The organism is Rhodococcus sp. 05-339-2 (assembly GCF_002258965.1).
Classification (GTDB): Bacteria; Actinomycetota; Actinomycetes; order Mycobacteriales; family Mycobacteriaceae; genus Rhodococcoides.
Map to the genome: position 1 here is coordinate 66,968 of NZ_NOYW01000004.1, position 26,614 is coordinate 93,581.

Genomic DNA, 26,614 nt, shown 5'->3' on the forward strand with positions numbered 1-26,614 from the left:
CCGATTCACACCACCGATCGCACCCTCGCGCTCACTGCGGACTTCACGATCTCACCGCTGCGAACAGCGATGTTCGACAGCAACGACGAGGTCAGACCGTGCGTGTGCTCGGTGCCGCCCTGCAGGTAGATCGAACCCGCACTCGGTTCGCGCGTCACGAGTCGGTAGTCCCGCGTCACGCGAGGACCGCGGGAGTCGTATTCGACGGCGTCGAACAGCGGACCGAGGATCTCGGGTAGATCGAGGGACGTGAAGCCGGTGGCATAGACGACAGCGTCGCACAGTATGTCCTCGGCCAGACCCGTCGGGCCGTGCTCGACGGCGACCCGGACGCCGGACGGCTCCTCGACGGCGTCGACCACTCGAGATGCTCCGTGCACGAACAGCCTGCGCTGCCCGCTGACCCGCTCGGCGTACTCGCGCGAGTACAGCTCCTCGATCAGGGGCAGGTCGACGGCGGAGTAGTTGGTACCGCGGTGATACTGCAGCAGCTGCTCGCGCAGCGTGTGGGACGACGAATAGAAGTCGTCGACGGCCGTCGGATCGAAGATGCGATTGGCATAGGGGCTGTCGTCGGCGGGGCTGTACCCGTACTTGCGGAGCACCGCGTGCACGGAGGAATCGCCGTACGACGAGTGCAGGTAGTCCACCACCTCGGCCGCGCTCTGCCCGGCACCGACGACGACGAACGTGCGATGCGTCCGCGACGGCAGGCGGTCCAGGTGCCCGAGGAGATCGTGGTTGTGGAACTGCCGCGCCGACGCCGTCACCCCGTCCGGCAGGGTGGCCGTCAAACCGCCGGCGAGCACGATGTTGCGACCCCGCACGGTCCTGGTTCGTCGTCCCTCGGTTCGGACGCCGTAACCGTCACCGGTGTCGACGACGTCCACCGCCCGGGTGCCGTAGTGCACCGTCGCGTCGACCTTTCCGGCGGCCCACGTCAGGTAGTCGTGGAATTCGAGCCTGCTGGGGAAGAACGTCTGCAGGTTGATGAAGTGATTGAGTCGACCGTGCTCCGACAGGTACGCCAGAAAGGTGTACTCGCTGCCTGCATTGCGCTGGGTCGCCAGGTCCTTGAGAAACGAGATCTGCATCGTCGTCCCCGGCAACAACATGCCGGGGTGCCACGCGAACTCGTCCTTGGACTCGACGAAGCAGGCCGTCAACCGTTCTGTGGGAGCGCAGGTTCGGTTGTGCTCCTCGATCGCGATGGCCAGTCCCAGATTGGAGGGCCCGAATCCGACGCCGACGATGTCGTAGTTCTCGTGCGACGTCATCGAACGCTCGCCCCCGACATCTGATCGACGGCACCCGGAACCGGCTCGGACGGGTCGACTCCGAGAGCGACGATCTCGTTGGCAGAATCGACGTGCACCACCGACGGGGTGTGCGAGGACAGCTCGGAGTCTTCCACCTGTCGGAACGACATGATGATCACCAGATCACCTGGGGACACCAGATGCGCTGCTGCGCCGTTGATTCCGATGACACCGGAACCGGGGTGCCCTTCGATCACATACGTCACCAGGCGCGCTCCGTTGGTGATGTCGACGACGTGAACCTGTTCGCCCTCGATCAGGTCGGCGGCGTGCATCAAAGTGGAGTCGATGGTGATCGAACCGACGTAGTGCAGGTCGGCGTGAGTGACAGTGGCGCGGTGGATCTTTCCACCCAACATGGTGCGATGCATCAGGCGTCTTCCTCCTTCTTACGGACGAGATACGGGGCGACGCTGCCGAGTTTCTCGCAGGTTTCGTCGAATTCACGATCGGGAGTCGACTGGCCGACGATGCCGGCACCGGCACGCAGCCATGCCGATCCGCGCTGTTCGTACACAGCTCGAAGCACCAGCGCCGCTTCGAGTTCCCCCGTGGACGACGCCTTCACGACGGCCCCGGAGTACAGGCCGCGGGGCGGGTCGTCGAGCCGCCCTATTGCCTCGATGGCCTCACGTTTGGGAATGCCCGATGCCGTGACGGCCGGGAACAGGGCCCCGAAAGCGTCCCAGCAGGACAGGTCGTCACGCAGACGTGCCCGCACGGTCGACGCGAGGTGCTGGACGCTTCCGCGCTCTCGCACACTCATGAAGTCCGACACGGCGGTCGACCCGGGTCGTGCGATCGATTCCAGCTCCTCGAACGAGGTACGAACGGACACAGCGTGTTCGGTGATTTCCTTGGGATCCTGCTCGAGATCGGTTTTCGCTGCGGAGTCGGCATCGGAACCCAAGCCGAAGGCCCGCGTGCCTGCCAACGGTTCGGTGGTGACCACACCACGTGCGTCGACGGACGCAACCAGCTCCGGGCTGAAACCCGAGGCACGTAGGTCACCGAGGTGCAGAAGGAACGAGCGAGCCGGAGTGTTCGCTGCTCGCCCCGCCCGGTAGGTACCCGGCATGTCCAGATCGAACGGAATACGCACCGTGCGAGAGAGAATGACCTTGGCGTACTCACCTCGGTGAATCTCTGCAACAGCTTGCGCCACCCGACCGCGATAGTCGTCGAGGTCGCCGCCGACATCGAGCGGGTGGACCGTCGGTGGCTCGTCGACGGAGGCGGCGGTGAGTACGGCGAACACCGCGGCGCGGTCCTCCTCGGTTCCGGTGACCTCGATATCGTCGCAGTCATGTCCGAATCGGACCTCGACTCGCGGCACGACCAAGTGGGCGAGCACCTCGTCGGACTCGGAGCCGGACTCGGCGACGGCGTCGTGCAGGTGGGCTGCGAACCCGAATCCGACGTAGCCGTACGCATTCCAGGATTCGCGAGTGAGACCGTCACAGGCCTCACGCAACGCCGCCGCCGGGTTGCCGGACCACCGACGCACCGTCGGTGCCCCGCTCCCCCGCGTTGTCGTGACGACATCCGGTTGCAGGACGATGCGAGCGACCACGCCACCCGCGAACACCCAGCGTCCTCTGTTCTCGTACACGACGTACTCGTCGAACAAGCCGGACTCGGCCAACGTGACCACCGTCTGCAACCCGCGCTGCAAGATGGTCGTATCGGCCGTGCCCGACGCCGTTTCTTCGACAACGGTCATGTGTATGTGCACTCCTGACGGTGAATCGGTCCGAGACCGCGCATCGCGCGCAACCGACATGCCGAGAGCATCGCCGCGCGCCTTCAGTAGGCAACGCTAACCTAACTAGACCTCGCGCACAACGGCTTCGGACGCACGCCGCAGGTCGAGTACGGCGATACCCCAACCGACCAGTCGAGACGCGGTCACCGTCAGTCCCGCCGCGGCTGCCACCGACTCGAACTCGGCTCTGGTTCGCACTCCGCTGCCGTGCATGCACAGCATCAGCAGATCGAACTCGGCCTGGTCCTCGTTGATCGACTGCTCGTCCGACAGCCGTTCCACCACAATCAGTTTGCCGCTCTCGGAGACGCCCGATGCGGCACTCGCCAGCAGTAACGCCAGATCGTCGTCGCGGTAGTGCCCGGTGACCTCGAGCAACAGATACGCGTCGAATCCACCGGCCGGGGTCGTACGCGGTTCGGACACGACGCTCTGAGCGCACTCGGTCACGCGCGCCGGAAGTTCCGGCCTCGTCTGCAGATCACGTCGGACGAGGTCGAGCTCGCTCGGCAATCCGAGAACGGTTGCCGACATCGCGTCGTTGGCCGTCAGGATCGAGCCGAGCACCACACCGGAGGCCGCACCGGTCACCGCCAACGTCGACACGTCGTCGAACGAATAGTCCTGCACGAGGGCCGGACCGAGGAACGCAGCCTCGTCGGCGATGTGATTGTGGTGCAGTTCGGTCAGCCGGGACGAATCTGCGAGGTCCTCACTCAACGTCCTGCCGGTGAGAAGGCTGGCGCTGGCACCGCCGGTGCGCAGGCTCTCCACGAGCCCGGTGATCGACAGTTCCACTCGCGCCTCGATTCCCTCGAGGTCCAGCCAATGCGAGATCCAGTCGTCACCGAGCATGGCCTCACCGATATCGGCGAGGACCACACCGCCGTCGGAGTCCTCGCCGAGCACGTCGACGGCCCGCAGATAGCGGACGAATTTTGCCAAGGCTCGCACGTCGGTGCCGGTGACCGTCGCCAGTTCACCAACGGTGCGTACGCCGCGCGAGACATGCAGCGGGATGCGCAACGTGTTGGCCGCTCTGATTGCGAAGGGCGAGAACAACTCCGCACGTTCGGCGAGCCTGTCGAACGGCTCGGATTCGCGGGCGGTCAGATCGGGAACTTCCGGATCGTCCGTGCGAGTGAGTACCTCTGCGCGACGCCAGTATCCGGTGACCTCGACCATTTCGGGCGGCAGGGCGCGATCCTCCCGCAGGTATCGCCTGATGCCCTTGAGCGCTGTGGATTCGCCTGCGACCCAGGCGAACACGGTTCCGTCCCACCAGGGCGCTCTGCGCACGGCCGTTTCGAGCAGATCCCCGGTGCCTGCAACTGCGCCGTCGCGGTGGACCCAGGTGATCTCGGCGTCGGCGGCCGTCGGCAGCGGTAGTTCTCGCTCGGCGTCGGCCACCTCGACGAACACCCGGATTCGCTCCCCCGCCGCGGCCTCGTCGAGATAGCGAGCAACGGCAGGCAACGCTGTCTCGTCGCCGACGAGCAACACCCAATCCACTTCGGCGGGTGCATGACCCGACCGCACCGGACCGAGCAGCGGGATGGAGTCACCCACCGAGCAGCGACGCCCCCACGTCGATGCGATTCCGGTGTCGTGGGTGACGAAATCGAGCGTCAGTTCCGCACTGTCGGTGTCGACGCTGCGCACGGTGTAGTTGCGAGTAACCGGCCGCGGGTCGCGCGGCCACTCCACCGTGCGCTCGTGCTGGACGGGCAGCGCCATCGTGCCCGTGTCGTCGAGGGGAAAGAACAGGCGAACGAAATCGTCGAATCCCTCACTGCGCAGCGCCGGGAACTCGAATCCGTCACGCGTGAACTCACGCAGCTGCGGCCCACCCAACACGATCCTGCGCATTCCAGGACCGAGTTGCCGCGTGTCGATCACGGTGGCCGTACGGATGACTTCGGGAAAGACGACCTGAAGTCGGTGGGACCTTGCCACGGTGAAACACGCTCCTTCTCGGATGAATGCACGTCTGCGGTGCGTCGGGTGGGCCTGCGCTCGGATCAGCCCTGGACGTTCTCGGCGGCGGTGTTCAGCGCCGATGCCACGTCGTCGAGGATGTACGGAATGGTGAGCACCGTCAGGCCGCCGAACGCGAAGTTCTTGTCTGCACTGAGGTTCTCGGTCGATGCAGTGCGCCCCTGCGCCAGCACGGGCTGCGAGGCCACGGCCGGTTCGACGAGGAAGGCACCCAGCGATTCCTTGTCGTAGGCGACGACGAACAACACATCCGACTTCAGCAGCGAGGCCTGCTCGAGGCTGAGCTCGAAGTACACGGCATCGGGATCCTCGACCGGGTCGGCCTCCTGGATGGTGGGCTCGTTGACCAGACCGAGCTGTTCGAGGAACTCGACGCGCACGTCGTCGTCCTTGCTGACGGCGAACGTGCCCGGAGCGTTGGGCAGCGCGATGGTGACCGTCTTACCCTTCAGCGCCGGATATTTCGCAGCCGCGTCGGCGATGGAACCCTCGACTCCGGACACCAGATCGGCGGCCTCCTTCTCCTTGCCCAAGGCCTTGCCCGCGATGGTCAGCTGGTCCTCCCACGAGGTGGTCCACTGCTCGTCCGGGTACGCGACGACCGGCGCGATGTCGGAGAGCTGGTCGAACTCCTCCTGGGTCAGTCCCGAGTACGGGGCGAAGATGAGATCGGGGGCGGCGGCGGCGAACTGCTCGACCGGGACCGCGCCGGTTCCGTCACCGGAGAGCAGCGTGGGTGTTTCGCCGCCCAGGTCGGCGAGCGCCTTCGCGTCCCACTGCAGAATGCCGCGGTCGTCCGCTCCGTACTGAGCGCCGTCGAAGGTCGGCATGGCGACGGGCACGACACCGAGGGCGAGAATGGCGTCCTGGTTGGACCAACCCCAGGTGGCGATCCGCTCGGGTGCCTCGGGGATCGTCGCGGATCCGAGTGCGGAATCGATGGTGACCGGGAATGCCGATTCCTGCGCAGCAGTCGTGGATTCGGCTGTGGGTGCCTCGTCGGTACCACTGCTGCACCCGGCGGCGAGGGCGATGGTCAGCCCTCCGGCGAGCGCGATCGACGCGGCGCTCCTCATCCACTTCGTACGAACCTTCATCGTTGCTCGGTACCTCTCGACTCGACCACGCGCTTCGGCGTCCAACACCCGACCGGGTGAGGCGACTGACAAGGTAACACTTATGAGGTAACCCTTGCCTCACTAGGAGCGCCGGCAGCGAGTATTCGGCACGTGGCCGACAACGCGTCGTGCCACAGCCCCGCGAGTTCCTCGACACCGGACAGCACCCCCTCCGGCCAGCTCATCGTCACACCCAGCACGGACGAGCCACGGAGGTCGTGGATGTAACTGTCCACGATCAACGCGTAGCCGCAGGGGGTGTTCACCCCAGGGGTCGAGTCGAGGCTGCTGCGCAGCCGACTGGCACCGAACGGCCCGTCGGTTGTCGCGTCGAAACGACCGAGGTAGTTGAATTCGATGTCTGCACCGGGTGTTCCGCGCAGAGTCTCGCCGGCGTCGCCGCCCATCCACCGCAACAGTCCATAGGTCGATCCATCTCCCGGCACCGAGTCCCTGGACGCCTTGGCGGCGGTTGTCAGTTCACGCAGAACGGACTCTGCCGCAGGGAGATTCCCCTCGTGCGCGGTCAAGGTGCGGTGATCCCGAGGCTTCGCGGTCAGACGGAGCGGGAACACCGCAGTGAGCCATCCGACCACGGCCGAGCCGTCCACTCGGTCGGAGGCCACTCCCGAGCGTCCGTGACCTTCGACATCGACGACGAACGACTGCGGGTCCACCGCATCGGGATTCGTCCAGTGCGCCGCTGCCGCAGCGAAAGTCGCCAACAGCAGGTGTTCGACGGAGACCCCGAGGTGAGTACGAACCGCCGATATCAGCCCTGCACTCTCGTCCTCCGACAGGGCGAAGAGAGTGGTACGCACGCGGGCACCGGTGTCGATCGACGGGTCGAGTGGCCGCGTCGACGGAATCTGCGCCGCTCCGTCACCGATGCTCGCCCAGTAGTCGAGATCGGCGAGCACCTCGGGCGAGTCTGCGAGACTGCGCATCTCGTACGCCCACTGCCGCATCGACGGACCGACGGGGTTTCGCTCGACGGCGGCCTGCGTCCAGCAACCGACCAGATCGGGCAATAGTATCCGCCAACTCACTCCGTCGACCACGAGGTGATGCAGCGTGATCAGCAGCTCTCCCGACGACGCCGGATCGCGTCCGTGCCGCAGCCACACGACATCGACCATCCTCGCCGCGGCCGGATTCAACCGCGCACGTGCAGAACGTGATTCGGCAGCGACCCGATCCGCCGGCTCGGACTCGGTCGTTCCGTCGCAATCCTCGATGCGAATCCACTCGGTCACATCGGCGGTGCCGTCCGGCAACACCGTGAAGCTGGACTCCGAACCCGGGCTCCGCTGGAATCGAGAATGCAGAATCGGATGCCGAGCAACGAGGCGGACGAGGAGCTGCGTCAGCGAGTCCTCGGTGAGCGACGCCGGAGCATCGAGCAACACCGCCTGCGAGATCTCGTCGATGGGCCCGTCGAGTGCGTCCATCCACCGGACGATCGGTGTCAGCGGAACGTCCCCGTAGGGGCCGACAGCAGGGGTTGCGTTCGACGGTTCGCTCGACTCGAGCTGACCTGCAATGGTTTCCGGCGTACGGAGCGACACGATGTGCCGCGGTGACACCCCGACGCCGGCCGATCGGAGCCTCGCGGACAACTCCATCGCCATGATGCTGTCGCCGCCCAGATCGAAGAAATCGTCGTCGGCACCGACCTGGGGCAGATGCAACACCTCGGCCACGGCAGCGCAGATCCGCCGCTCGGCATCGGTACGTGGAGCACGCCCGGTCCGTGTCGAGAACACGGGCTCGGGCAATGCGGAGGCATCGACCTTGCCGTTCGGCAACAGCGGAAAAGCATCGAGCACGGTCAGTGACGCCGGCACCATGTACGACGGCAGCAGACCCCGCAACCGGGCACGGGCAAGATTCGTGTCGAGCTCGCGATCCGACGCCGCAACCAGATACCCGGCGAGCGTGGCGTTCCCGGTAGCGGCACCTCGGACCACCACTCGTGCGTCGGCGACTGCGTCGAGGTCGCGCAATCGAGCCTCGACCTCCCCCACCTCCACTCGGTGGCCACGAATCTTGACCTGATCGTCCGAGCGGCCGCCGTATCGCAGCGCAGCATTCTCGTTCCACGCCACGAGATCTCCGGTCCGGTACAACCGCGTGCCGTCCGCAGCGAAGGGATCGGCAACGAAGCGGTGAGCCGTACGCCCCGGTGCGTGCCGGTAGCCCCGCGCGACTCCGGGACCGGCCAGGTAGAGCTCGCCGAGCACGCCGGGCGGGACCAGCCGCAGGTTGCGGTCCAGCACATATGCCCGCATGTTGGTCACCGGCCTACCGATCACCGGCTCGCTCACCAGTTCGGTGGAGGTGTACACCGCATCCACCGTCGCCTCGGTCGGGCCGTAGAAGTTGTAGGCCACCAGGGTCTCACTGGTGCGCAGTCGATTCCACAGGTCCGCAGATACCGCTTCTCCGCCGACCCCGACCGTGGACAGCGTGTCGATCGATCCCACTCGCATCATCTGCTCGAGCAACGACGGCACGACCTCGACGAAGTCCGCCGACAGCTCCGTCAGCCGGGCTGCCAGTTCCACCGGGTCGAGGACGGTCCCCGGATCGATCAGATGAAGTGTGTGACCGCCGAACAGCCACAGCTGCGGTTGCCAGGACGCGTCGAAGGCCATCGACCACGCGTGCGCAACGTTCAGGGTGGGCTTGCCCGCGCGAGCGATCGCCGGAGTGTGCACGTTCTCGCGGTGCGAGTGGTACAGATTGGCCAGGCCTCGATGCGAGACCAGAACGCCCTTGGGCACACCCGTCGTACCGGAGGTGTAGATCGTGTACACCGGATGATCGGGATGCAACGATGCCCGACGCTCCGCATCGGTCACGGCGACGGAATCCGTGGACGACGGCTGCAGCGCCGCAACGGAATCCGTGGTCACCGTGACCACCGGGTGTGCTTCGTCGAGGATCTGGCGAGTGCGCTCGACCGGCCAGTTCGGATCCATCGGCAGGTAGGCAGCCCCCGACTTCATCACGCCGAGGATCGCTGCCATCGTCGTCGCCGTGCGCGGGGCCTCGACGGCCACGATGTCCTCGGCGCCGATTCCGGATCCGATGAGCGATCGTGCAATTCGATTGGACACGCGATCCAACTCCGCGAACGTCCACACCGTGGTGTCGTCCTGAACAGCGATCGAATCGGGCTGCTGCGCAACACGATCGGTGAACAAGTCGACCATTGTTCCGTCAGGGTAGGCGCGCTCGATGCCGGCGCACTCCGAGGTCAGCCGAGCCGCCGTCGACTCGTCCACGAGGGACACCGACGCGATGGGCGGGTCGCCCGGCTCGGCGAACGTTCGAAGCACTGCCTTCATGGCCGACGCCACCGCATGTGCGCGCTCCGCCGACACGGCGTCGCTGCGGTATTCGAGCACCAGCCGCAGTCTTTCGCCGGGGAACACCGTCAACGTCAGTGGGTAATGAGTCACCGTATGGAACCGGGCGACCGAGACCGAGAAGTCCTCCGAGTCGATACCGTTCGTTTCGGCGGTGGCGAAGTTCTCGAACACCACGAGGGTGTCGAACAGTGTCCCCCGGCCGACTGCCTTCTGGATGTCCGACAGGCCGACGTGATGATGCGCGGCAACGGCGATGGAGAACTCGCGCAGGCCCGCGAGAATCGACGACAGGGTGGCATCGCGACCGACCGCGGCGCGCACCGGGATGGTGTTGATGAACAACCCGACCATGTCCCCGACACGGTCCAGGTCCGTCGGGCGGCCGGATACCGTCGACCCGAACACGACCGATTCGCTGTCGGTGAAGGACGACAGAACCACGGCCCATGCCGCATTGATCAGCTCGCTCGCCGTCACCGATCGCCGACGGGCGGAGTCGGTGAGGCGAGCAGTGTCGTCGGCATCCCAGCCGATCTCGATCTCCCGAACCTCGGACCGGTCGTTCGAGGTCAGCGGTGCGGACGGCGCGATGGTCGTGGGAGCGACGTCCGGGCCGAGCGCCTCGCGCCATACATCGATCGACGAGTCGTCCCGACGCGACAGCCACTGCAGGTAGTCGTCGAACGGAGCCGGAGCCGGTAGATCTCGGCCTCGGTACAGCATGAACAACTCGGTGCCGACGGTCCCCATGGACCACCCGTCGACGAGCAGATGGTGCACGGTCAGCACCACACGGTGCAGCTGTTCTCCGCAGTCCAGCACGAGAATTCGCACGAGCGGATCGTGCTCGATATCGAAGGTACGGCGATCCTCGAGCACCGATGCGCGCGCCGAGTACGAATCCGGATCGTCCACCGCGTGCCTGACGACCGGCACCCGACCTGCATCACGGACGGCGACGGTGGTCCCCGTACTCAGCGTGAGAAAGCGGGAGCGCAGAGCAGGATGACGATCGAACAGCGCGTCCAGCGCGGCGTCGAGTCGATCGGTGCGTAGCTCGCCGCGCACCTCGAACTCGGTGGCGATGACGTAGATCTCCTCGACGCCGTCCCCGGCGGCAACGGACTGGAATGCCAGACCCTGCTGCAGCGGAGTCGCCGGACGTGCGAGATCGGCGTCGACACCGAGTCGGCTCAGTTCGGCCAGATCGTCTGCATCGAGCAACGGGGTAGTGCTGTCGGGTTCCGCTGCGCCGACGGCACATTCGGCCTGTCGGGCTCGTCGGACGAGTCCGGAGACGGTACGGCATTCGAAAACGTCCGCCGTGGTGATGGCCAACCCGGCTCCCCGCGCGTGATACACGAGCGTGATGGCGGTGATGCTGTCGCCGCCGAGTGCGAAGAAGTCGTCGTCGACGCCGATGGACTCGGCACCCGCACGAGTGGCGTCGACGAAAAGGCCGACGAGGCAACGCTCGTCGTCGGTGGCAGCTGCACGTGAGCGGCTGGGTTCGCTGTCCGGAATTCCTCTCTGTACCAGAGCGATCCGGTCCGTCTTGCCGTTGGGAGTGTTCGGCAGTCGGTCGAGCGGCACCCAGAACGTCGGCACCAGGTAGTCGGGTACACGGGCGCGCAGAGCGTCGCGTACTGCCGCGGTATCGACACTCTCGGGGGTCAGGTAAGCAACGAGCACGGTCGCGCCTGCGCTGTCCGTCACCGCCACCACCGCGCATTCGTTCACGGATTCGCTGTCGGCCGTGAGGTTCTCGACCTCACCGAGCTCGACGCGATGTCCCCGGACCTTGACCTGCCTGTCGTCGCGTCCCAGGAATTCCAGCGCTCCGTCGTCGACGATGCAGGCGCGGTCACCGGTGCGATACATTCGCCCACCGTCGACGCGAGGGTCCGCGACGAAGCGAGCCGCGGTGTCCGCAGGCCTGCCGGCGTACCCGCGGGCAAGTTGGGCTCCCGAGACGTAGATGTCGCCGCCGACGCCATTCCGTACCGGGAGCAAGCGGCCGTCGAGCAACCCGAGGACCGTGTTGTTCACTGCCGTTCCGATGACCGTCGGATCACCTGCGACGCGATGCACCGCGACGTCCCCGGCCACCTCGGACGAGCCGTAGGAGTTGTGTACCGAGGCGTGGGGCGTGGCGTGTCCGATGGCGTCGATCATGCTGCTGGTCAACGGCTCTCCGCTGAGTATCCAACCGGTCAGCGAACGGCATTCCGGCGTCGAGGTGGTTGCCAATGCCGCAGCGAGTGACCCGACGGCGGTGATCTGCTCGGCACCGGATCGTTCGAGGAGCGCAGCCAACGCGCCCGCGTCGGCGTACTCGTGGTCCTGCGCCAACACCACTCGTTGACCCGCGAGGATTCCGGTGAGCAGTTCCGTGGCCCCGTCGATGAACGACAGCGAGCTCTTGGCAATCCGACTCGTGGGTCCGCCCCATCGCTCGGTCGCCCAGTGCAGGCGATTGGCGAGCGCGTTCCTCGAGCCGAGCACACCCTTGGGTGTACCTGTCGAACCCGAGGTGTAGACGAGATATGCCCCGCAGTCGCCCGGAATGCTCAGGGCGAAGGGTTCTTCCACCGCCCCCGTAGCCGAACTCGAACGGGTTCTCGTCGCGGTCTCGAGTTCGGCCAGCGCGGCAGGTGTGGCGTCGTCGACCAACAGGATGTCGTGGCACGAATCCGACAACAGGTGGTCGATACGCTCGCGCGGGTAGCGAATGTCGATGGGAACGAACACCGCACCCACGTCGATGGTCGCCAGCAGCGCGGCCACCATGTCCGTACCCCTGCCGAGGGCGATAGCGACACGGCTCTCGGTCCCGACGCCGTGGGCGCGCAGGAGCGCCGACACCTCGGACACCCGAGTCCGGAGTCGGCCGTACGTCGTCTCATTGTCGCCGACCACCAGCGCGATGTCCTCGCTCGACCGCGCGAACCTGTCTGCAAGGGCCGCTTCCAGCGTCGGCACCGACCGGTGTGGCCCGACGCTGTATCCCTGGCCGTCCGGGGCCGACAAGAGCTGCGGCACATCGACGTCCGGACGGCTCGTCAGTCGGTCCAGCATCTCGACGAAGGTCTCGGCGCACACCGTGGCCGAACGATGATCGACGGCTGAGTCGTCGTGCAGGACGAATGCCCAGAGCGTCGGGTCGGGCCCGACGATCAGAGCCATCGGAAAACTCATGTGCGCGCCCAGTACCGTAACCTCGTCCACGACGGGGTGCTCGACGGCCGGCTCGCTCGTATTCGGGACCGGTGCCGGATAGTTCTGGTACACGACGATGGTGTCGAACAATTCACCGCCACCGACGGTTCCGGCGATGTCGGACAGGCCGAGGAATCGGTGCTCGTCCAGGTCGAGATGGTCTGCCTGTAGGCCGTCGACCACCTCTGCGACCGCCGACGTCGAATCGAACCGAAGCCGCACGGGCACGGTGTTGAGCAGCAGACCGACCATCGCCTCGGCCCCGTCCAGATCGAACGGCCTGATGGAGCTCGCCATTCCGAACGACACGTCGACTGCTCCGGTACGAGCTGCCAGCATCGACGCCCACGCCACCTGCACCACCACGTTCGTGGTCACTCCGCGGCTCCGCGCGTAGTCGGCGACGCGTCGTCCCAGCCGGTCGTCGATGTCGAGATCGATACGGGAGGATGAATTCGCCTGTGACGGTGCGCCGTCTGCGATCAGGGTCGGAGAATCGAAGCCGTCGAGATACTGCGCCCACCGCGCCAGCGCCGCATCACGATCCTGACCGGCCGTCCAGGCCAGGTAGTCGGCAAAGTCCGGAGCAGGGGGCAGAGCAGCCGACTCCACCGATGTGTAGAGGGCGATCAATTCACGAACGAAGATGGCCTCGGACCATCCGTCCATCAGGGCGTGATGGTAGGTGATCAGTACCCGTGGCGACCGAGGATCGGTGGAGTACGCGAATCGGATCAACGGACCTTCGAAGAACGCGAATCCGGCGGACCTGTCGCGGCCCAGATGATCGTTCCACTCTCCGACGACAGGTGTCGGTTCCGGTGTCGATGCGCGCGGAACCACCCACACCAGGTCACCGTTACGGCGCTGGCGCAGCTGCGCTTTGATGTTCGGATGACGCTCGAGCAGATGTTCGAGGGCGCGGGTGAGACGGCCGCGATCCACCGGAGCAGACAGGTCGAGCACTGTCTGCGACAGGTACGGGTCCTGTGTCGCCGCAGCAAGACTCGACTGCAGGTACATGCCGGTCTGCAGCGCCGTCAGCGGGAGGACAGCGGCGATCTTGGATTGCGGAGCAGCCGCGGTATCGGTCGTCGTCTCGGTCACTCAGATACTGCTTTCGAATTCGTCGAGCTCGTCCTGGGACAGATCCACGGTGACCGCCGCAGCAGAGACCGCAGGCCGGGCGGAGTCGTCGGTGACGAGCTCCGCACCGAACATCCGCACTGTTCGCTTGCGCATCACCTCACGCGGTGCCAGCGGTATCGAGGCCTTGCGCGCCCGCGATGCCACGGCGAGGGAGGTGATGCTGTCACCGCCGAGGGCAAAGAAATCGTCGTCGATACCCACCCTGCCGACCCCGAGAACCGCCTCGACGATCTCGCACAACATCGTCTCCACCGGTGTTCGCGGCGGCACGAACGTACCGCCGCCCGCGGCATCGACGGCGGGCAGAGCTCGGACATCGAGCTTGCCGTTGATCGTCATCGGAACGCGTTCCAGCGCGGCGAACAGCGTGGGCACCATGTACTCCGGCAGGACGGCCGCAAGCTCGTCCCGAATGGATCCGAACAACGCGGAATGGTCCTCGCCCGCAGCGGCATCGCGGGGAACCACGTACGCGGCGAGCGCCCGGGTACCCGCGCCGATCTCCACCGCTCGCACCACCGCACCGGCAACCGCGTCGCAGTTCGTCACTGCCCGCTCGACTTCCGCCGTCTCCACGCGATAGCCGCGGATCTTGACCTGGTCGTCGGCACGGCCCAGATAGTCGAACAGGCCATCGGGCCTGATCCGCACCAGATCGCCGGTGCGGTACATCCGCTCGCCCGGCGACCAGGGATCGGCGACGAAACTGGTTGCCGTCTGTGCGTATCGGTGCAGGTAACCGCGGGCCAGACCCACACCCGACAGATGCAGCTCACCGACAGATCCCACGGGGACGGGACGTAGCCACTGATCCAGAACGTACGCGCGGGTTCCGAGGATCGGTGCACCGATCGACGGGGTGTCGCTGTCTCGGGTACCCGCACCGAGCGCATTGATCGTGTACTCGGTAGGTCCGTAGAGGTTGTAGCCGACGCCGCCGAGCTGCTGCCACAACGAATCGGGGACCGCTTCCCCGCCGAGGAGCACCAGCGGAATCCGATGTCCGTCGTGCTCGTTCAGCAATCCCAGGTCCAGCAGGTGCCCGGCGTACGTGGGCGTCACGTTCACCACGTCGATCAGGTTCTGCTCGCAGTATCGCGCCAATGCTTCGCCGTCACGGCGCAATTCCTCGTCGCAGACATGCACCTCGTGGCCCTCGACGAGCCACAGCAGCTCTTCCCACGACATGTCGAAGGAGAACGAAACGGTGTGCGCGATCCGCAGCGTCCGATCCCCGGCCGCGGCGATGGTCGGAACGAAGATCTCGTCTCGGTGGTTGATCTGCATGTTCGTCAGACCCCGGTACGGGGTGACGACGCCTTTGGGCGTGCCGGTGGAGCCCGAGGTGTAGATGACGTAGGCCGGGTGCTCGAGGCGGCCGGGTGTCCCCGGCGCGAACGGCCCCGAGTCGAACTCCGACGGGTTGACAAGTTCCGCCAATTCGGCTGCCACGGCGGGATCGTCGACGATCATCTCGGTGGCGTCGGTCGTCAGTCCTCGGGCCTGCGTCTCGGTGGTCGTCACCAGGATCGTGGGCAGTGCGTCGGCCAACATCAGGTCGAGGCGATCGCTCGGATAGTCGAGTTCGAGGGGCAGATAGGCCGAGCCGGTGCGCAGTACCGCGAACAGCGCCACCACCATCTCCACCGACCGCGGCAGCGCGAGGGCGACGATGCGTTCCGGACCGGCACCTCGGCGCAGGAGTGCCCGTGCGCACGCACCGATGCGCGCGTCCAAGTCTCCGAACGTCACTCGTTCGGCCCCGAACACCAGCGCGGTCGCGTCGGGCATGGATGCGGCCCGGTCGGCGAGCAACTCGGCGATCGTGGAATCGCCCAGGCGCTCGAGCCTGTCGTCGAAACCGTTGTCCACGATGCTCACCGATTCGGCGGCCGGTGACGGCCACTGCGATATCGGCAGATCGGGCTGCTCGGCAACGGTTTTCAGAGCGTTCTCGAAGGAGTCGAGTAGATACCGTGCGCGATCGTCGTCCACCGAGTCGGGCAGGTACGTCACCGACAGGTTCAGCTCGCTACCCGGGTCGACGGCAATCGACACCGGGAACTCCGAGCCGTCGACGGTCGAGACGTGTCGTACCCGATGCTCCGACGGAGCACCGGTGTCGACTGCAGGACCGGCCGCGTTGCGCAGCACCAGCAGGGTGTCGAACAGCGCACCGGCACCGATCGCCTTCTGAATGCCGCCGAGACCGAGGGTGTCGTGTGCCATCAGATCCAGGCGCTGATCCTGCACTCGCGCAGCGATGCCCGCGACGGTATCGGATCCGCCCGCCGTGACCCGGAGGGGAACGGTACTGATGAACGCGCCGATGGCATGCTCCGAGCCCGGCACCTCCATCGGGCGCCCGGCAACGGCGGTACCGAACACCACGTCGGACCGACCGGATATGCGCATGAGCACCCCGGCCCACGCGGCCGCCAACACGGTGAAGAGCGTCGACCCGGATTCGCGCGCAATCGAATCCAGTCGTCCGGAGACCGCCTGCGACAGTCTCCGTTCGACGCGTCGAGGAGCCTCGTCGCCGCCCCGACCCGATTCGGCCACCAGTGTGGGCGTGTCGACATCGCCGAACCAGCGCTGCCATGCCCGCTCGGACTCGGCCCGGTCGCGAGAGGTCGACCAGCGCAGATACTCCCGGTAGCCGTGATCGAGGTTCGGGCTCGCGCCGTCGTACTGCTCCAGGACACGCGAGACCAACAACGCCGAGGACCCGCCGTCGAAACACCCGAACCAGTAGGTCGTCAACAGGCGATCGACACCGTCGGGAAAGTGCACGAGCGTGACCCGGAACAGTGGCGGCGCAACGATGTCGAACGACCGCTGCCGGTCGTCGGTGAGTATCCGGTTCCACTGCTGGTCGATCTCGCTCGCCGAGCAGCTACCGAGGTCCACCACAGTCAACGGTGCCTGCACCGTCGACAGAACCACTTGCACCGGCATGCCGCCGTCGGGAGTGACGAATGCCGTGCGCAGCGCCGCAGTGGAGTCGACCACCGACTGCAGAGCACGACGAACCCTGTCGCCGTACAGAACCCGGTTCACCTCGTTCACGGTACGAACGGTGTAGAGCTCGGTGGCGTCCGCATCCACGCCGACCTGATAGACCAGCCCGAGCTGCAGCGCAGACAACGGCCATACATCGTCGACGGAGCCGAATCGTGCTTTCAGCGCACCGAATTCGGGCGATTCGAGGTCAGCGAGAGGACCGCGCTCGATCTCGGCGGTCTCGCCACCCCGGGCGCGCCGGAGCCGATCCGCCAGCAACCGGCGCTTGATGTCGTCGAGATCCGTCGCCTTCATCGAGTCGCCTGCCGTTCGGAGGACTGCGTGACGAGCAAGGACTTGTCCACTTTGCCGATTGCCGTCACGGGCAGCGACGGTCGGGTCACCACGCGGTCGGGCAGCTTGAACCCCGCGCAGCCTGCGGCCGTGAGGAATGCTCGCACCTCGGCGACGGTCGGAGCGCTGTCGTTTCCAGCGCTGTCGTTCCGAGCGCTGTCGTTCGGCACGATCACGGCGCAGATGCTTTCGCCCACATCGGGATCGGGTACTCCGATCACCGCGGCTCGGGCAACTCCGGGATGGGTGAGCAGGAGATCCTCGAGCTCGTCGGCCGCGACGTTCTCCCCGTTGCGGGTGATGACGTCCTTGATCCGGCCGGTGACGACCAGGTGACCGGAAGGCAATCGTCGAACCTGATCTCCGCTACGGTAAAAACCGTCGGGGGTGATGGCCGTCGTATTGTGCTCTGCCGCAGCGTAGTAGCCGTTGATCGTGTATGGGCCGCGGGTGAGCAGCTCGCCCGTCTGCCCTGCCGGTACGTCGTGACCGTCGGCGTCGACGATCCGGATCTCGTCGTGCTCGGACAGGGGACGTCCTTGGGTGCCGATCACCAGCTCCGGTGCGTCGTCGGTCCGCGTGTAGTTCAAGAGCCCCTCGGCCATCCCGAACACCTGCTGCAACCGGCACCCGAGCGACGGTTCGACGATCTTGGCGATCTCGGGTGTCAGCTTCGCTCCCCCGACCTGCAACAAGCGCAGGCTGGACAGGTCCGCCTCTTCCCAGTCCGTCGCCTCGCACCACAGATGTGTCAACGTCGGAACCAGCGCGGTGACCGTGACCCGATGCCGCTCGATCACCGCGAACACCTGATCGGGACTGGGGGTACGAGAGAACACCACTGTTGCTCCGACCCCGAGAGCACCGAGCAGACCAGGACAGGCCAGCGGAAAGTTGTGCGCGGCAGGCAGAACCGCGAGATACACGTCCTCGGCCGTCAGCTCACAGACCTGCGCGCTGGCCCGTGCGTTGTACTCGTAGTCGTTGTGGGTACGCGGAATCAACTTCGGCAGACCCGTCGTTCCGCCGGATACCAACAGCACCGCGATATCCGCAGGGGACGCGCGCGGAAAATCCCGTGGCGTACCGACGACCTCGGACAACGGACTGTGCGAGCCGCACGATCCATCGACGAAGACGTCTCGAATGCTCGGTACCGCCGCCACTGTCTCGTCGGCGAGCGCACGGTAGTCGAACTGTCCGTCCCGGTCGGCGATCACGTACGCCACGGCCTTCGATGTGGCTGCCAGATGGTTGATTTCGCGTCGGCGATGTGCGGGGAGAGTCAGTACCGGGACCGCGCCGCACTCGAGCAACGCCAGCAGTACGACCGCGAACGACACCGAATTGGGTAGTTGCACCACCACTCGATCCCCCGGCCCGATGCCGCGGTCGGCAAACCCTGCTGCGGTCGCTCGTACTCGCGAATACAGCTCGTCGTACGTCAGCTCCTCGGATTCGTCCACTACCGCGCGTCTGGAGCCGAAGCGGTGCACCCACGAGGTGAACACGTCGGGAAGTGTTGTCTCGCGCCAGAGTCCGGCGTCGAGGTACGTTCGGGCGCGGCCCCGGTCGAACGGTACGAAGTCAGCGTTGTGCTCGATGACTGGGTGCACTGTGGATTCCCGATCGTGGAAGGAGTGGGTGGGCATGTCGATTCAGGGGGTGCGCTGGTGGTCGAGTGCGGCCAGCAGTTGGTCCTCCGTCATGGATTCGATCGATACGTAGATCTCTGCGGTCGCCTCCAGCAGTTCGGCGTCACCTTCGGCTGCGATCATCGACTCCGCCAGACCCGACACGGTCGGCGCGGAGAACAGCATCCTCACCGTGACGGAGGTGACGTCGAAAGCCGCGCGAATTCGAGCGACGATGGTGGTCGCGAGCACGGAGTCGCCGCCCAGCGCGAACAGGGTGTCGGTGACTCCCACCTCCTCGGCACCGAGCACGCTCTGCCAGATCAGGGCGAGTGCACCCTCGAGTCGAGTTCGAGGCGCGACACGAGCCCTGACCCGCTCGGTATCACCTGCCACCCGGCACAGTCGGACGATTGCCGCCGAATCGATCTTCCCGTTGACGGTCAGCGGCAGGGCCCGCAGTGCCACCATCCGGTCCGGCACCATGTGGGCAGGCAAACGGTCGGCAACCCTGGCGGTGATGCCCGCGACGGTCTCGTCGGAATCCGCGTCGGAATCGCAGAGCACCACCGCTGCCATCACCACCGCAGCGCCCGAGCGATCGACAACTGCCGCGGCGGCGGCTACGTCGGGATCGCCGACCAGGACCGACTCGATCTCTCCCAGCTCGATGCGAAACCCGTTGATCTTGATCTGATTGTCGACGCGGCCGATGAATTCCACCATCGAGTCCGTGCCGTAGCGAACCAGATCGCCGGTGCGGTACCAGCGATATCCCTCGACCTCGACGAAGCGTTCGCTCGTGCGCTCGGGGTCGTCCAGGTAACCGTCGGCCAATCCTGTTCCTGCCACCCACAGCTCGCCGGGCACCCAGTCCGGCACCGGATACCCGCGCGCATCGACGACCCGCAACGCCATCGAACGCAGCGGCAGTCCGAACGGCACCGTACGCCAGTGCGGATCGACCTCGACGACCTCGCAGATGCTGTTGTGGATGGCCGTTTCGGTTGCGCCCCCGAGTCCGGCGAATCGGCATTCCGGAACGGCTGCCCTCAGTCGGCGGTAGAGATCGACACCGACCTTGTCGCCGCCGAGCATGACGACCTGCAGCGAGTCACCCAGATCCTCACCGGCGGAGAGGACCATGTCCAGCAGCGGCGGTACGCAGCTGATCACCGTGACTCGATGCGCACGAATCAGAGCGGCCCACCGCTGCGGATCCTTGCGCTCGTGCTCCTGGACGAGCACGGCGCTGCCGCCGGCGGCGAACACCGAGAACAGGTCGAACGTGCAGAGGTCGAAATCCAACTCGGACAGGCACAACGGGCGGTAGCGCTCGTCCAGCGCGAATCGGTCGACCAGGTCGCCGATCGTGTTCATCGCCGCACGATGCGACACGACCACACCCTTGGGCTCTCCCGTCGAACCGGAGGTGAAGATCATGTACGCGGGAGCGGTGTCGGGTCCGAGATGTGGGGCGGGCAGAGCGTCGCCGAGGACCGCGTCGGACACCGCGAGGCCGTCGCCACCCTTTCCTCCGATCGTCACCGCGAACCCTGCTTTTCGCGCGATCAGAGCAGCGCGACTCGCCGGTTGGTCGACGCCGATCGGGACGTACACCCCGCCCGCGGCGAGCACACCGAGAACTGCGACCACTTGATCGGGCCCCTTCGGCAGCGTCACCCCTACGGTGTCGCCCACTGCCACATCTCGATCCTTCAGTGTCGCAGCCACTCTCAGCGCTCGTTCACACAGATCGCCGTACGTCATCGACTCGTTCTCGCCCCACTCGAGCGCCACCGCATCGGGATTCTGCGACGCGCGATCGAAGAAGGCGCGGTGCAGGGACTCGTTCCCGGCTGCCTGGGACGCGTCCGTTCGGGGCACATCGGCCGACGGAGTTCGTGAGACCAGCTGACGCGGCGGAACCAGCCGACCCACCGGTTCCGACCACACGGTGTCACCGTCGACGACGAGTCCGCGAACCAGCGTCTCGAAAGCGTCGAACATCGCCTCGGAAACCCCTGGCAGGAACTCGTTCTCGCGAATGTCCCAGTTGACCAGCACGCCGCCGTCGAGTTCGGTGATCTGGGCGTCCAGTACGACCTGCGGTCCCTGCGACATGATCCACACCGGGTCCCCGAAAATTTCCCGCGCGCGGGCGTCGAACAACTCGCCCAACCCGAGCGCACTGGTGAAGACCACGGGCGCGAGTACCGGTTCTCCCCGACGACGGCCGAGGTCACGGAGAACCTCGACTCCGGAGTAGTCGACGTGCGAGGCATCCTCGTGCAGTCGAGCCCTCAGTTGCCGGGACCGCTCGGCGAACGACAGGTTCTCGCTCAGATCGACGTCCAGCATGACCGAGGACGAGAAGTCGCCGACGAGATCACCGACAGCGGGGTGCGTCGGGGCACGGTCGAACATCGGAACGTTGAGCAGAAATCGCTGCTCACGTGACCAGGCCCCGACCACCTCGGCGAACGCCGCTGCCACCGCTACCGCCGGGGTGACGCCATGTGCGCGAGCCCGCGACTGCAACAGCGAATAGTTCTGCGAATCGAGGTGAAACGACCGCCTGGTCGCCGACGGAGATCCCGAATGATGTTCCAGCAGAGGCAGAGTGGGTGCACCGGGCAGCGCGTCGAGTCGATCGGTCCAGTATCGCTGTGCCTGCGCCCGCGCCTCGCGGCGATCCTGCGGGCGGTCGGCGAGGTAGCGCGCGTAGCTGTAATCGACGGTGGGAAGCACCTGTCCGTCGTATGCCTTGGCCAGATCTGCGACCAGGATTCTGAAGCTGACGGCGTCGCCCGCAATCATGTCCATGTCCAGATGCAGTCGCGTTCGACCGTCCGGGAGCAACGACAGATCGGCCGAGAACACCTCTCCTGCTTCGATGTCGAGCATCTGGTGCGTCAGGCGTTGACGAGTTCGTTCCAGCTCGTCCGTTGCGTCGTCCTCGCTCCGCAGATCGTGCACCGTCAACCCGCGCCACCCTGGCGTGGATTCGATCACCTGCTGTCCGTTGTCGGTGATCCGAGCGCGCAGCATGTCGTGCCTGCGGGCCACGGCTTCGAGTGCTACGCGCAGTCGATCGGGATCGACTGCGCTGCCGTCGAACTCGGTGTAGAGGTGCGGCGAGACACCACCGAACCGCTGCTCAGCGCTGCGGCCGATCCAGTAGGCATGCTGCAGTACAGCGAGATCGAAGCTGTCCGTGTCGAGCGTGCGCGCGGCCGTTACCGCCTCGGGGACGGGTGCCCGGGGTACCGGTTCGTCTGCGGCACCGACCAATTCGCACCACGCCGATATCGTCGGCTGCGCCGCGAGGTCGGCGAACGTCACCGCACTGCCCTGTTTGCGAAACCTACCGACCAACCGCATCAGCACGATCGATTCCAGCCCCAACTCGAACAGGTTCGCATCGACCGGCACAGCGTCGGGCTCGGAGCCGATCAGCTCTGCGACCGACGTTCGCAGTTCGTCGAGCCCTGTTCCCTGCTGATCCATTCGGTGCATCCCCTTCGATCGGCTGCTGTGCGTCGTACCGGTCGCGGCCAGGAGGTTTGCCACCCAGATGCATAAGGAAAGGCTACCCTCGCTTAGTCGACCCTCAGCAGGCTAACATCTGTCCGCCCGGAGGAGTGGTCGGACCTGCACCACCCGCCCAGGACATCGGACCGGCAGACCCACAACGGAAGTGACTCATGATTTCCCACCACAACCACAGGACGGGCCACTTCGGATCCCGACAGCACGCACTCGTCGGAGGCGTCGCGGTCCTGGTTCTTCTTGCTGCATCGGCGTGCAGCAGCAACGACACGGACCTGGAAGACCACCGCACCCAGGTCGTCGACCTGAACGCCAACCCGGCCGCGTGCAGCGAGAACGACCGCGTCGAGACAGTCGATCGAGAAGAAGGACCGTTCACCTACACCGACGGCCGCGGTCGGACCATCTCGCTCGAGTCGCAACCGACCAGAATCATCGCCGACGAGGAATCCGCCGCAGCGCTGATGTCGTACGGAATCAAACCCGTCGCCATCTGGTCGACGACGCCGATGAGCACCAGCCCCATTCTGAGCTGCTCCGACCTGTCCGGCATCGAATCGGTCGGCGAGAGCTGGGGGACATTCGATTTCGAGAAGGCGGCAAGCCTCGACCCGGATCTGGTCATCGGCGAGTTCAACCCGAGGTTCGGGCAATTCGGCAAGCTGACCACCACGGCCGATTCGTCCAAGGCCGACACCATCGATCAGCTCGCTCCCACCCTGGGAGTCACCTTGGACACGACATCGACGGCAAAGACCATCGAGAACTACGCGGGGCTTGCGTCCTCACTCGGAGTCGACCTCGACACCCCGCAACTGGCAGACATCAAAGCCGATTACGACGCCGCCGTCGCGAATTTCGAGAAGGTTGCCTCCGAACGCCAGGACCTCACCGGCGTAGGAGTCTGGCCACTCGACGTCGCGTACGTACTCGATCCGTCAGCGGACCCCGACTTCAGCGACTACCAGCGCTGGGGACTGAAGATGTACACCCCCGACGGTACCGACGACGGGTACTGGAAGAAGGTGTCCTGGGAGAACGTGTCGACCGTCGACGCCGATGTGGCGTTCGTCTACCACGACGTCGCCAACGCGGCCGACGTGAAGCTCGCCGACATTCCCAGCCGCTACCCCGGCTTCGACACCATTTCCGCCGTCGACAACCAACAGATGGTGCTGTGGGATTACGGCGCCAACAAGAGCTACAGCCGCTACACCAACACCATCAACGTCTACGCCGACGCACTGTCCAAGGCGAAGAAGGTCACGGCCGAATAGTTCGTTCCGACCACCTTCACGGGACCACCGGCGCATCTGCCGGTGGTCCCGTGTTGGCCCTCGCTCTCTACAGGGCAGCCGCGATCTCGGCGGCCTGCCGATCGAGTTCGGATCGCTGCGGCGACGACGGGCGGGCCCGCAGCCCGAAGCCGTCGCCGATCATCCGAGGGATGACGTGCAGGTGCACGTGGAAGATTTCCTGACCGGCCACCGTGCCGTCGGCGAGAAAGAAGTTGACGCCCGCGACACGCGGATTGCTTGCTCGCACAGCGGCGGCCACCTTCTGCCCCACCACGAACAGGTGCGCCCCGATCTCGGGTGGCAACTCCGCCAGGGTTCGGAACTGCTGTTTGGGCACCACCAACACATGTCCGCTGGTGAGCGGCCTGATGTCCATGAACGCAAGCGCAGTCTCGTCTTCGTGGACGCGCGACGCCTCGGCCGTCCCGGCAATGATCTCGGCGAAAATCGTGTAGGGGTTCACAGCCACCGAGCGTAGGCGCTCGGCGCTCTGAGGCTGCGGGGCCCGGACCCGGAGACTACTGTTTGCCGATGAGCATCGGCGGGGTTCTCTTCGACATCGACGGCGTCCTTGTCACGTCGTGGCAGGCGGTGCCAGGGGCAGCGGACACTCTGAAGTACCTGGACAGCAAGGACATTGCGCGCGCGTTCCTGACCAATACGACGTCGAAGACGCGTGAGCAGATCGCTACGGCACTGCGCGAGGTGGGGCTGGACGTGCACTCGGACGAAATCGTCACGGCCGCGTCACTCACTGCGGACCATCTCCGGGAGAACTATCCCGACGCGCGGGTGGTGCTGATCAACAACGGCGAGATCGCAGGCGACATGCCGGGAATCGAGTTCGTCGACGAGACGTCCGATGATCCCGATGTCGTGGTCGTCGGCGGCGCAGGCCCGGAGTTCACGCACGAGCGGCTCAGCCGCGTCTACGACTGGCTGTGCCGAGGCATACCCGTCGTTGCGATGCATCGATCGCTGATGTGGAGCACCGGTGCCGGGCTGCGCATCGACACGGGCATGTACCTCGGCGGTATGGAGCAGGCGTCGGGGCACACCGCGAAAGCCATCGGGAAACCTGCACCACTGGGATTCCGGACGGCGTCCGAGCGAATGGGCGTCGACCCGGACGACGTCGTCATGGTCGGGGACGATCTCGACAACGACGTACTCGCCGCCCAGGTCGTCGGGATGACGGGAGTGCTCGTGCGCACCGGAAAGTTCCGTCAGGACATGCTCGATCGACGCATCACGGACGAGTTCGCGATGGAACCCGACCACGTGATCGACTCGGTCGCCGACCTGCCCGACGTCCTCTCCTGACTACAGAATCGGCGACGGCGTGTACGACGCCCCAGCCGGGAATTTCGCGATCAGCCGCTCCACTGCCGAGACGACGGCAGCGACCTGAGCGTCGGCCGCCCCGATGAAGGCCGTCTTGTCGGCCAGCGCCGCATCGAGGGCAGCGCGATCGAGGGGCAGGCGATCGTCGGCGGCCAGACGGTCGAGCAGGTCCGGTTCCAGTCCCTGCTCACGCATGGCCAGCGCCACCGCGACGGCGTGTTCCTTGATCGCCTCGTGTGCGGTTTCGCGTCCGACGCCCGCGCGCACGGCAGCCATCAGCACCTTGGTCGTCGCGAGGAACGGTAGGTAGCGGTCGAGTTCCTTCGCGATGACGGCCGGGTACGCGCCGAATTCGTCGAGCACCGTCAGGAACGTCTCGATGAGACCGTCGATGGCGAAGAAGGCGTCGGGCAGCGCCACGCGGCGCACGACGGAACAGAAGACGTCGCCCTCGTTCCACTGTGCTCCGGCGAGCTCGGCGGCCATCGAGCCGTAGCCGCGCAGCACCACCTGCAGGCCGTTGACACGTTCGCACGAGCGGGTGTTCATCTTGTGCGGCATCGCCGACGAGCCCACCTGGCCCGCCTGGAAGCCCTCGGTGACGAGTTCGTGGCCCGCCATCAGGCGAACGGTGTGGGCGAACGAGGACGGTCCGGCACCGATCTGGACCAGCGCGGAGACGACCTCGTGGTCGAGCGAACGGGGGTAGACCTGGCCGACACTGGTGAGCGTGTGCCGGAAACCGAGGTGGTCGGCGACGATGCGTTCGAGCGCAACGAGCTTGGCGGAGTCGCCGCCGAAGAGGTCGAGCATGTCCTGCGAGGTGCCCATCGGCCCCTTGATTCCGCGGAGCGGATAACGAGCGATCAGCTCCTGCACCCGGGCCAGAGCCAGCAGCAGCTCGTCCGCCGCGGACGCGAAACGCTTGCCCAGCGTCGTGGCCTGAGCTGCGACGTTGTGGCTGCGGCCGGCCATCACCAGGGAGGAGTATTCGGCAGCGCGCTCGGCCAATCGCTTCGCGACGGCGACACCGTGCGCGTGCACGTGTTCGAGTGAACGCAGAATCTGCAGCTGCTCGACGTTCTCGGTGAGGTCGCGGCTGGTGAGCCCCTTGTGGATGTGCTCGTGGCCGGCGAGGGCGTTGAACTCCTCGATGCGTGCCTTCACGTCGTGCCGGGTGACGCGCTCACGCTCGGCGATGGACGCGAGATCGACCTGGTCGACGACGGCTTCGTAGTCGGCAATCGCAGCGTTGGGTACGTCGACTCCCAGGGAGGACTGCGCGCGCAGCACAGCGATCCACAGTTGGCGTTCCAGGGCGATCTTGTGCTCCGGAGACCACAGCTCCACCAGTTCGGGACTCGCGTAACGGGTGGCCAGGACATTCGGGATGCTCACGAGCATCCAGCTTACGTGGCGCAGTTGTCGGCCTCGGAAGACGACTGCACTCTTTCGGAAAGGACTGCACCACCGACCGCCCG

General features: G+C 65.9%; 13 protein-coding genes. 2 read left to right on the forward strand and 11 right to left on the reverse strand.

Annotation, left to right across the window (positions count from 1 at the left end):
• Positions 1-5 precede the first annotated feature (5 nt).
• The 9 genes from CH273_RS01385 to CH273_RS01425 form a co-directional block, all read right to left on the reverse strand.
• Positions 6-1,277, reverse strand: a complete 1,272-nt coding sequence (locus tag CH273_RS01385) for a lysine N(6)-hydroxylase/L-ornithine N(5)-oxygenase family protein (RefSeq protein ID WP_032395937.1) — start codon at positions 1,275-1,277, stop codon at positions 6-8.
• Positions 1,274-1,690 carry an aspartate 1-decarboxylase gene (gene panD / locus CH273_RS01390; protein WP_032395938.1) on the reverse strand — a complete coding sequence of 139 codons (417 nt, stop codon included), beginning with the start codon at positions 1,688-1,690 and terminating at the stop codon, positions 1,274-1,276. The genes CH273_RS01385 and panD overlap by 4 nt, the downstream gene beginning before the upstream one ends.
• On the reverse strand, positions 1,690-3,042 hold the full coding sequence (locus CH273_RS01395) for a salicylate synthase (protein WP_032395939.1): 1,353 nt from the start codon (positions 3,040-3,042) through the stop codon (positions 1,690-1,692). Before CH273_RS01395 ends, panD begins: the two co-directional genes overlap by 1 nt.
• Before the next feature lie 105 nt (positions 3,043-3,147).
• Positions 3,148-5,040, reverse strand: coding sequence for a siderophore-interacting protein (locus CH273_RS01400; protein ID WP_052049650.1), 1,893 nt, complete (start codon positions 5,038-5,040; stop codon positions 3,148-3,150).
• Positions 5,041-5,105: 65 nt separating this feature from the next.
• Positions 5,106-6,179, reverse strand: coding sequence for an ABC transporter substrate-binding protein (locus CH273_RS01405; RefSeq protein ID WP_032395940.1), 1,074 nt, complete (start codon positions 6,177-6,179; stop codon positions 5,106-5,108).
• A gap of 80 nt (positions 6,180-6,259) precedes the next feature.
• Positions 6,260-13,903 (reverse strand): non-ribosomal peptide synthetase, encoded by a 7,644-nt coding sequence (locus CH273_RS01410; RefSeq protein ID WP_032395941.1) that lies wholly within the window; start codon positions 13,901-13,903, stop codon positions 6,260-6,262.
• Entirely contained in the window at positions 13,904-17,266 is a 3,363-nt protein-coding gene (locus tag CH273_RS01415; protein WP_032395942.1) for a non-ribosomal peptide synthetase, read from the reverse strand. It abuts the gene before it with no gap.
• Entirely contained in the window at positions 17,263-18,957 is a 1,695-nt protein-coding gene (locus CH273_RS01420; RefSeq protein WP_082322514.1) for a (2,3-dihydroxybenzoyl)adenylate synthase, read from the reverse strand. Before CH273_RS01420 ends, CH273_RS01415 begins: the two co-directional genes overlap by 4 nt.
• 6 nt (positions 18,958-18,963) lie before the next feature.
• The gene (locus CH273_RS01425; protein ID WP_032395943.1) at positions 18,964-22,449 is read right to left on the reverse strand and encodes a non-ribosomal peptide synthetase; all 3,486 of its coding nucleotides are present in this window, start codon (positions 22,447-22,449) and stop codon (positions 18,964-18,966) included.
• Positions 22,450-22,646: 197 nt separating this feature from the next.
• Here CH273_RS01425 and CH273_RS01430 point away from each other — a divergent pair, with 197 nt between their 5' ends.
• Complete coding sequence (locus CH273_RS01430; RefSeq protein ID WP_032395944.1) at positions 22,647-23,768, forward strand: ABC transporter substrate-binding protein; 1,122 nt, start codon at positions 22,647-22,649, stop codon at positions 23,766-23,768.
• A 67-nt stretch (positions 23,769-23,835) separates the two neighbouring features.
• On the opposite strand, the gene CH273_RS01435 is transcribed toward CH273_RS01430, so the two are convergent.
• Positions 23,836-24,252: an HIT family protein gene (locus CH273_RS01435; protein WP_032395945.1), complete on the reverse strand. Its 417-nt coding sequence runs from the start codon at positions 24,250-24,252 to the stop codon at positions 23,836-23,838.
• A 68-nt stretch (positions 24,253-24,320) separates the two neighbouring features.
• Between CH273_RS01435 and CH273_RS01440 the strand changes: the two genes are divergently transcribed.
• Complete coding sequence (locus tag CH273_RS01440) at positions 24,321-25,112, forward strand: HAD-IIA family hydrolase (RefSeq protein WP_032395946.1); 792 nt, start codon at positions 24,321-24,323, stop codon at positions 25,110-25,112.
• On the opposite strand, the gene purB is transcribed toward CH273_RS01440, so the two are convergent.
• The gene (gene purB, locus CH273_RS01445) at positions 25,113-26,537 is read right to left on the reverse strand and encodes an adenylosuccinate lyase (protein ID WP_032395947.1); all 1,425 of its coding nucleotides are present in this window, start codon (positions 26,535-26,537) and stop codon (positions 25,113-25,115) included.
• Positions 26,538-26,614: the final 77 nt, after the last annotated feature.

Excerpts from the sequence above, each read along its gene's own strand:
- CH273_RS01385 (WP_032395937.1), bottom strand. The coding sequence starts at position 1,277 with ATGACGTCGCACGAGAACTACGACATCGTCGGCGTCGGATTCGGGCCC.
- CH273_RS01425 (WP_032395943.1), bottom strand. The coding sequence starts at position 22,449 with ATGGATCAGCAGGGAACAGGGCTCGACGAACTGCGAACGTCGGTCGCA.
- CH273_RS01440 (WP_032395946.1), top strand. The coding sequence starts at position 24,321 with ATGAGCATCGGCGGGGTTCTCTTCGACATCGACGGCGTCCTTGTCACG.
- CH273_RS01430 (WP_032395944.1), top strand. The coding sequence starts at position 22,647 with ATGATTTCCCACCACAACCACAGGACGGGCCACTTCGGATCCCGACAG.
- purB (WP_032395947.1), bottom strand. The coding sequence starts at position 26,537 with ATGCTCGTGAGCATCCCGAATGTCCTGGCCACCCGTTACGCGAGTCCC.
- CH273_RS01415 (WP_032395942.1), bottom strand. The coding sequence starts at position 17,266 with ATGAAGGCGACGGATCTCGACGACATCAAGCGCCGGTTGCTGGCGGAT.
- CH273_RS01405 (WP_032395940.1), bottom strand. The coding sequence starts at position 6,179 with ATGAAGGTTCGTACGAAGTGGATGAGGAGCGCCGCGTCGATCGCGCTC.
- CH273_RS01420 (WP_082322514.1), bottom strand. The coding sequence starts at position 18,957 with ATGCCCACCCACTCCTTCCACGATCGGGAATCCACAGTGCACCCAGTC.
- panD (WP_032395938.1), bottom strand. The coding sequence starts at position 1,690 with ATGCATCGCACCATGTTGGGTGGAAAGATCCACCGCGCCACTGTCACT.
- CH273_RS01395 (WP_032395939.1), bottom strand. The coding sequence starts at position 3,042 with ATGACCGTTGTCGAAGAAACGGCGTCGGGCACGGCCGATACGACCATC.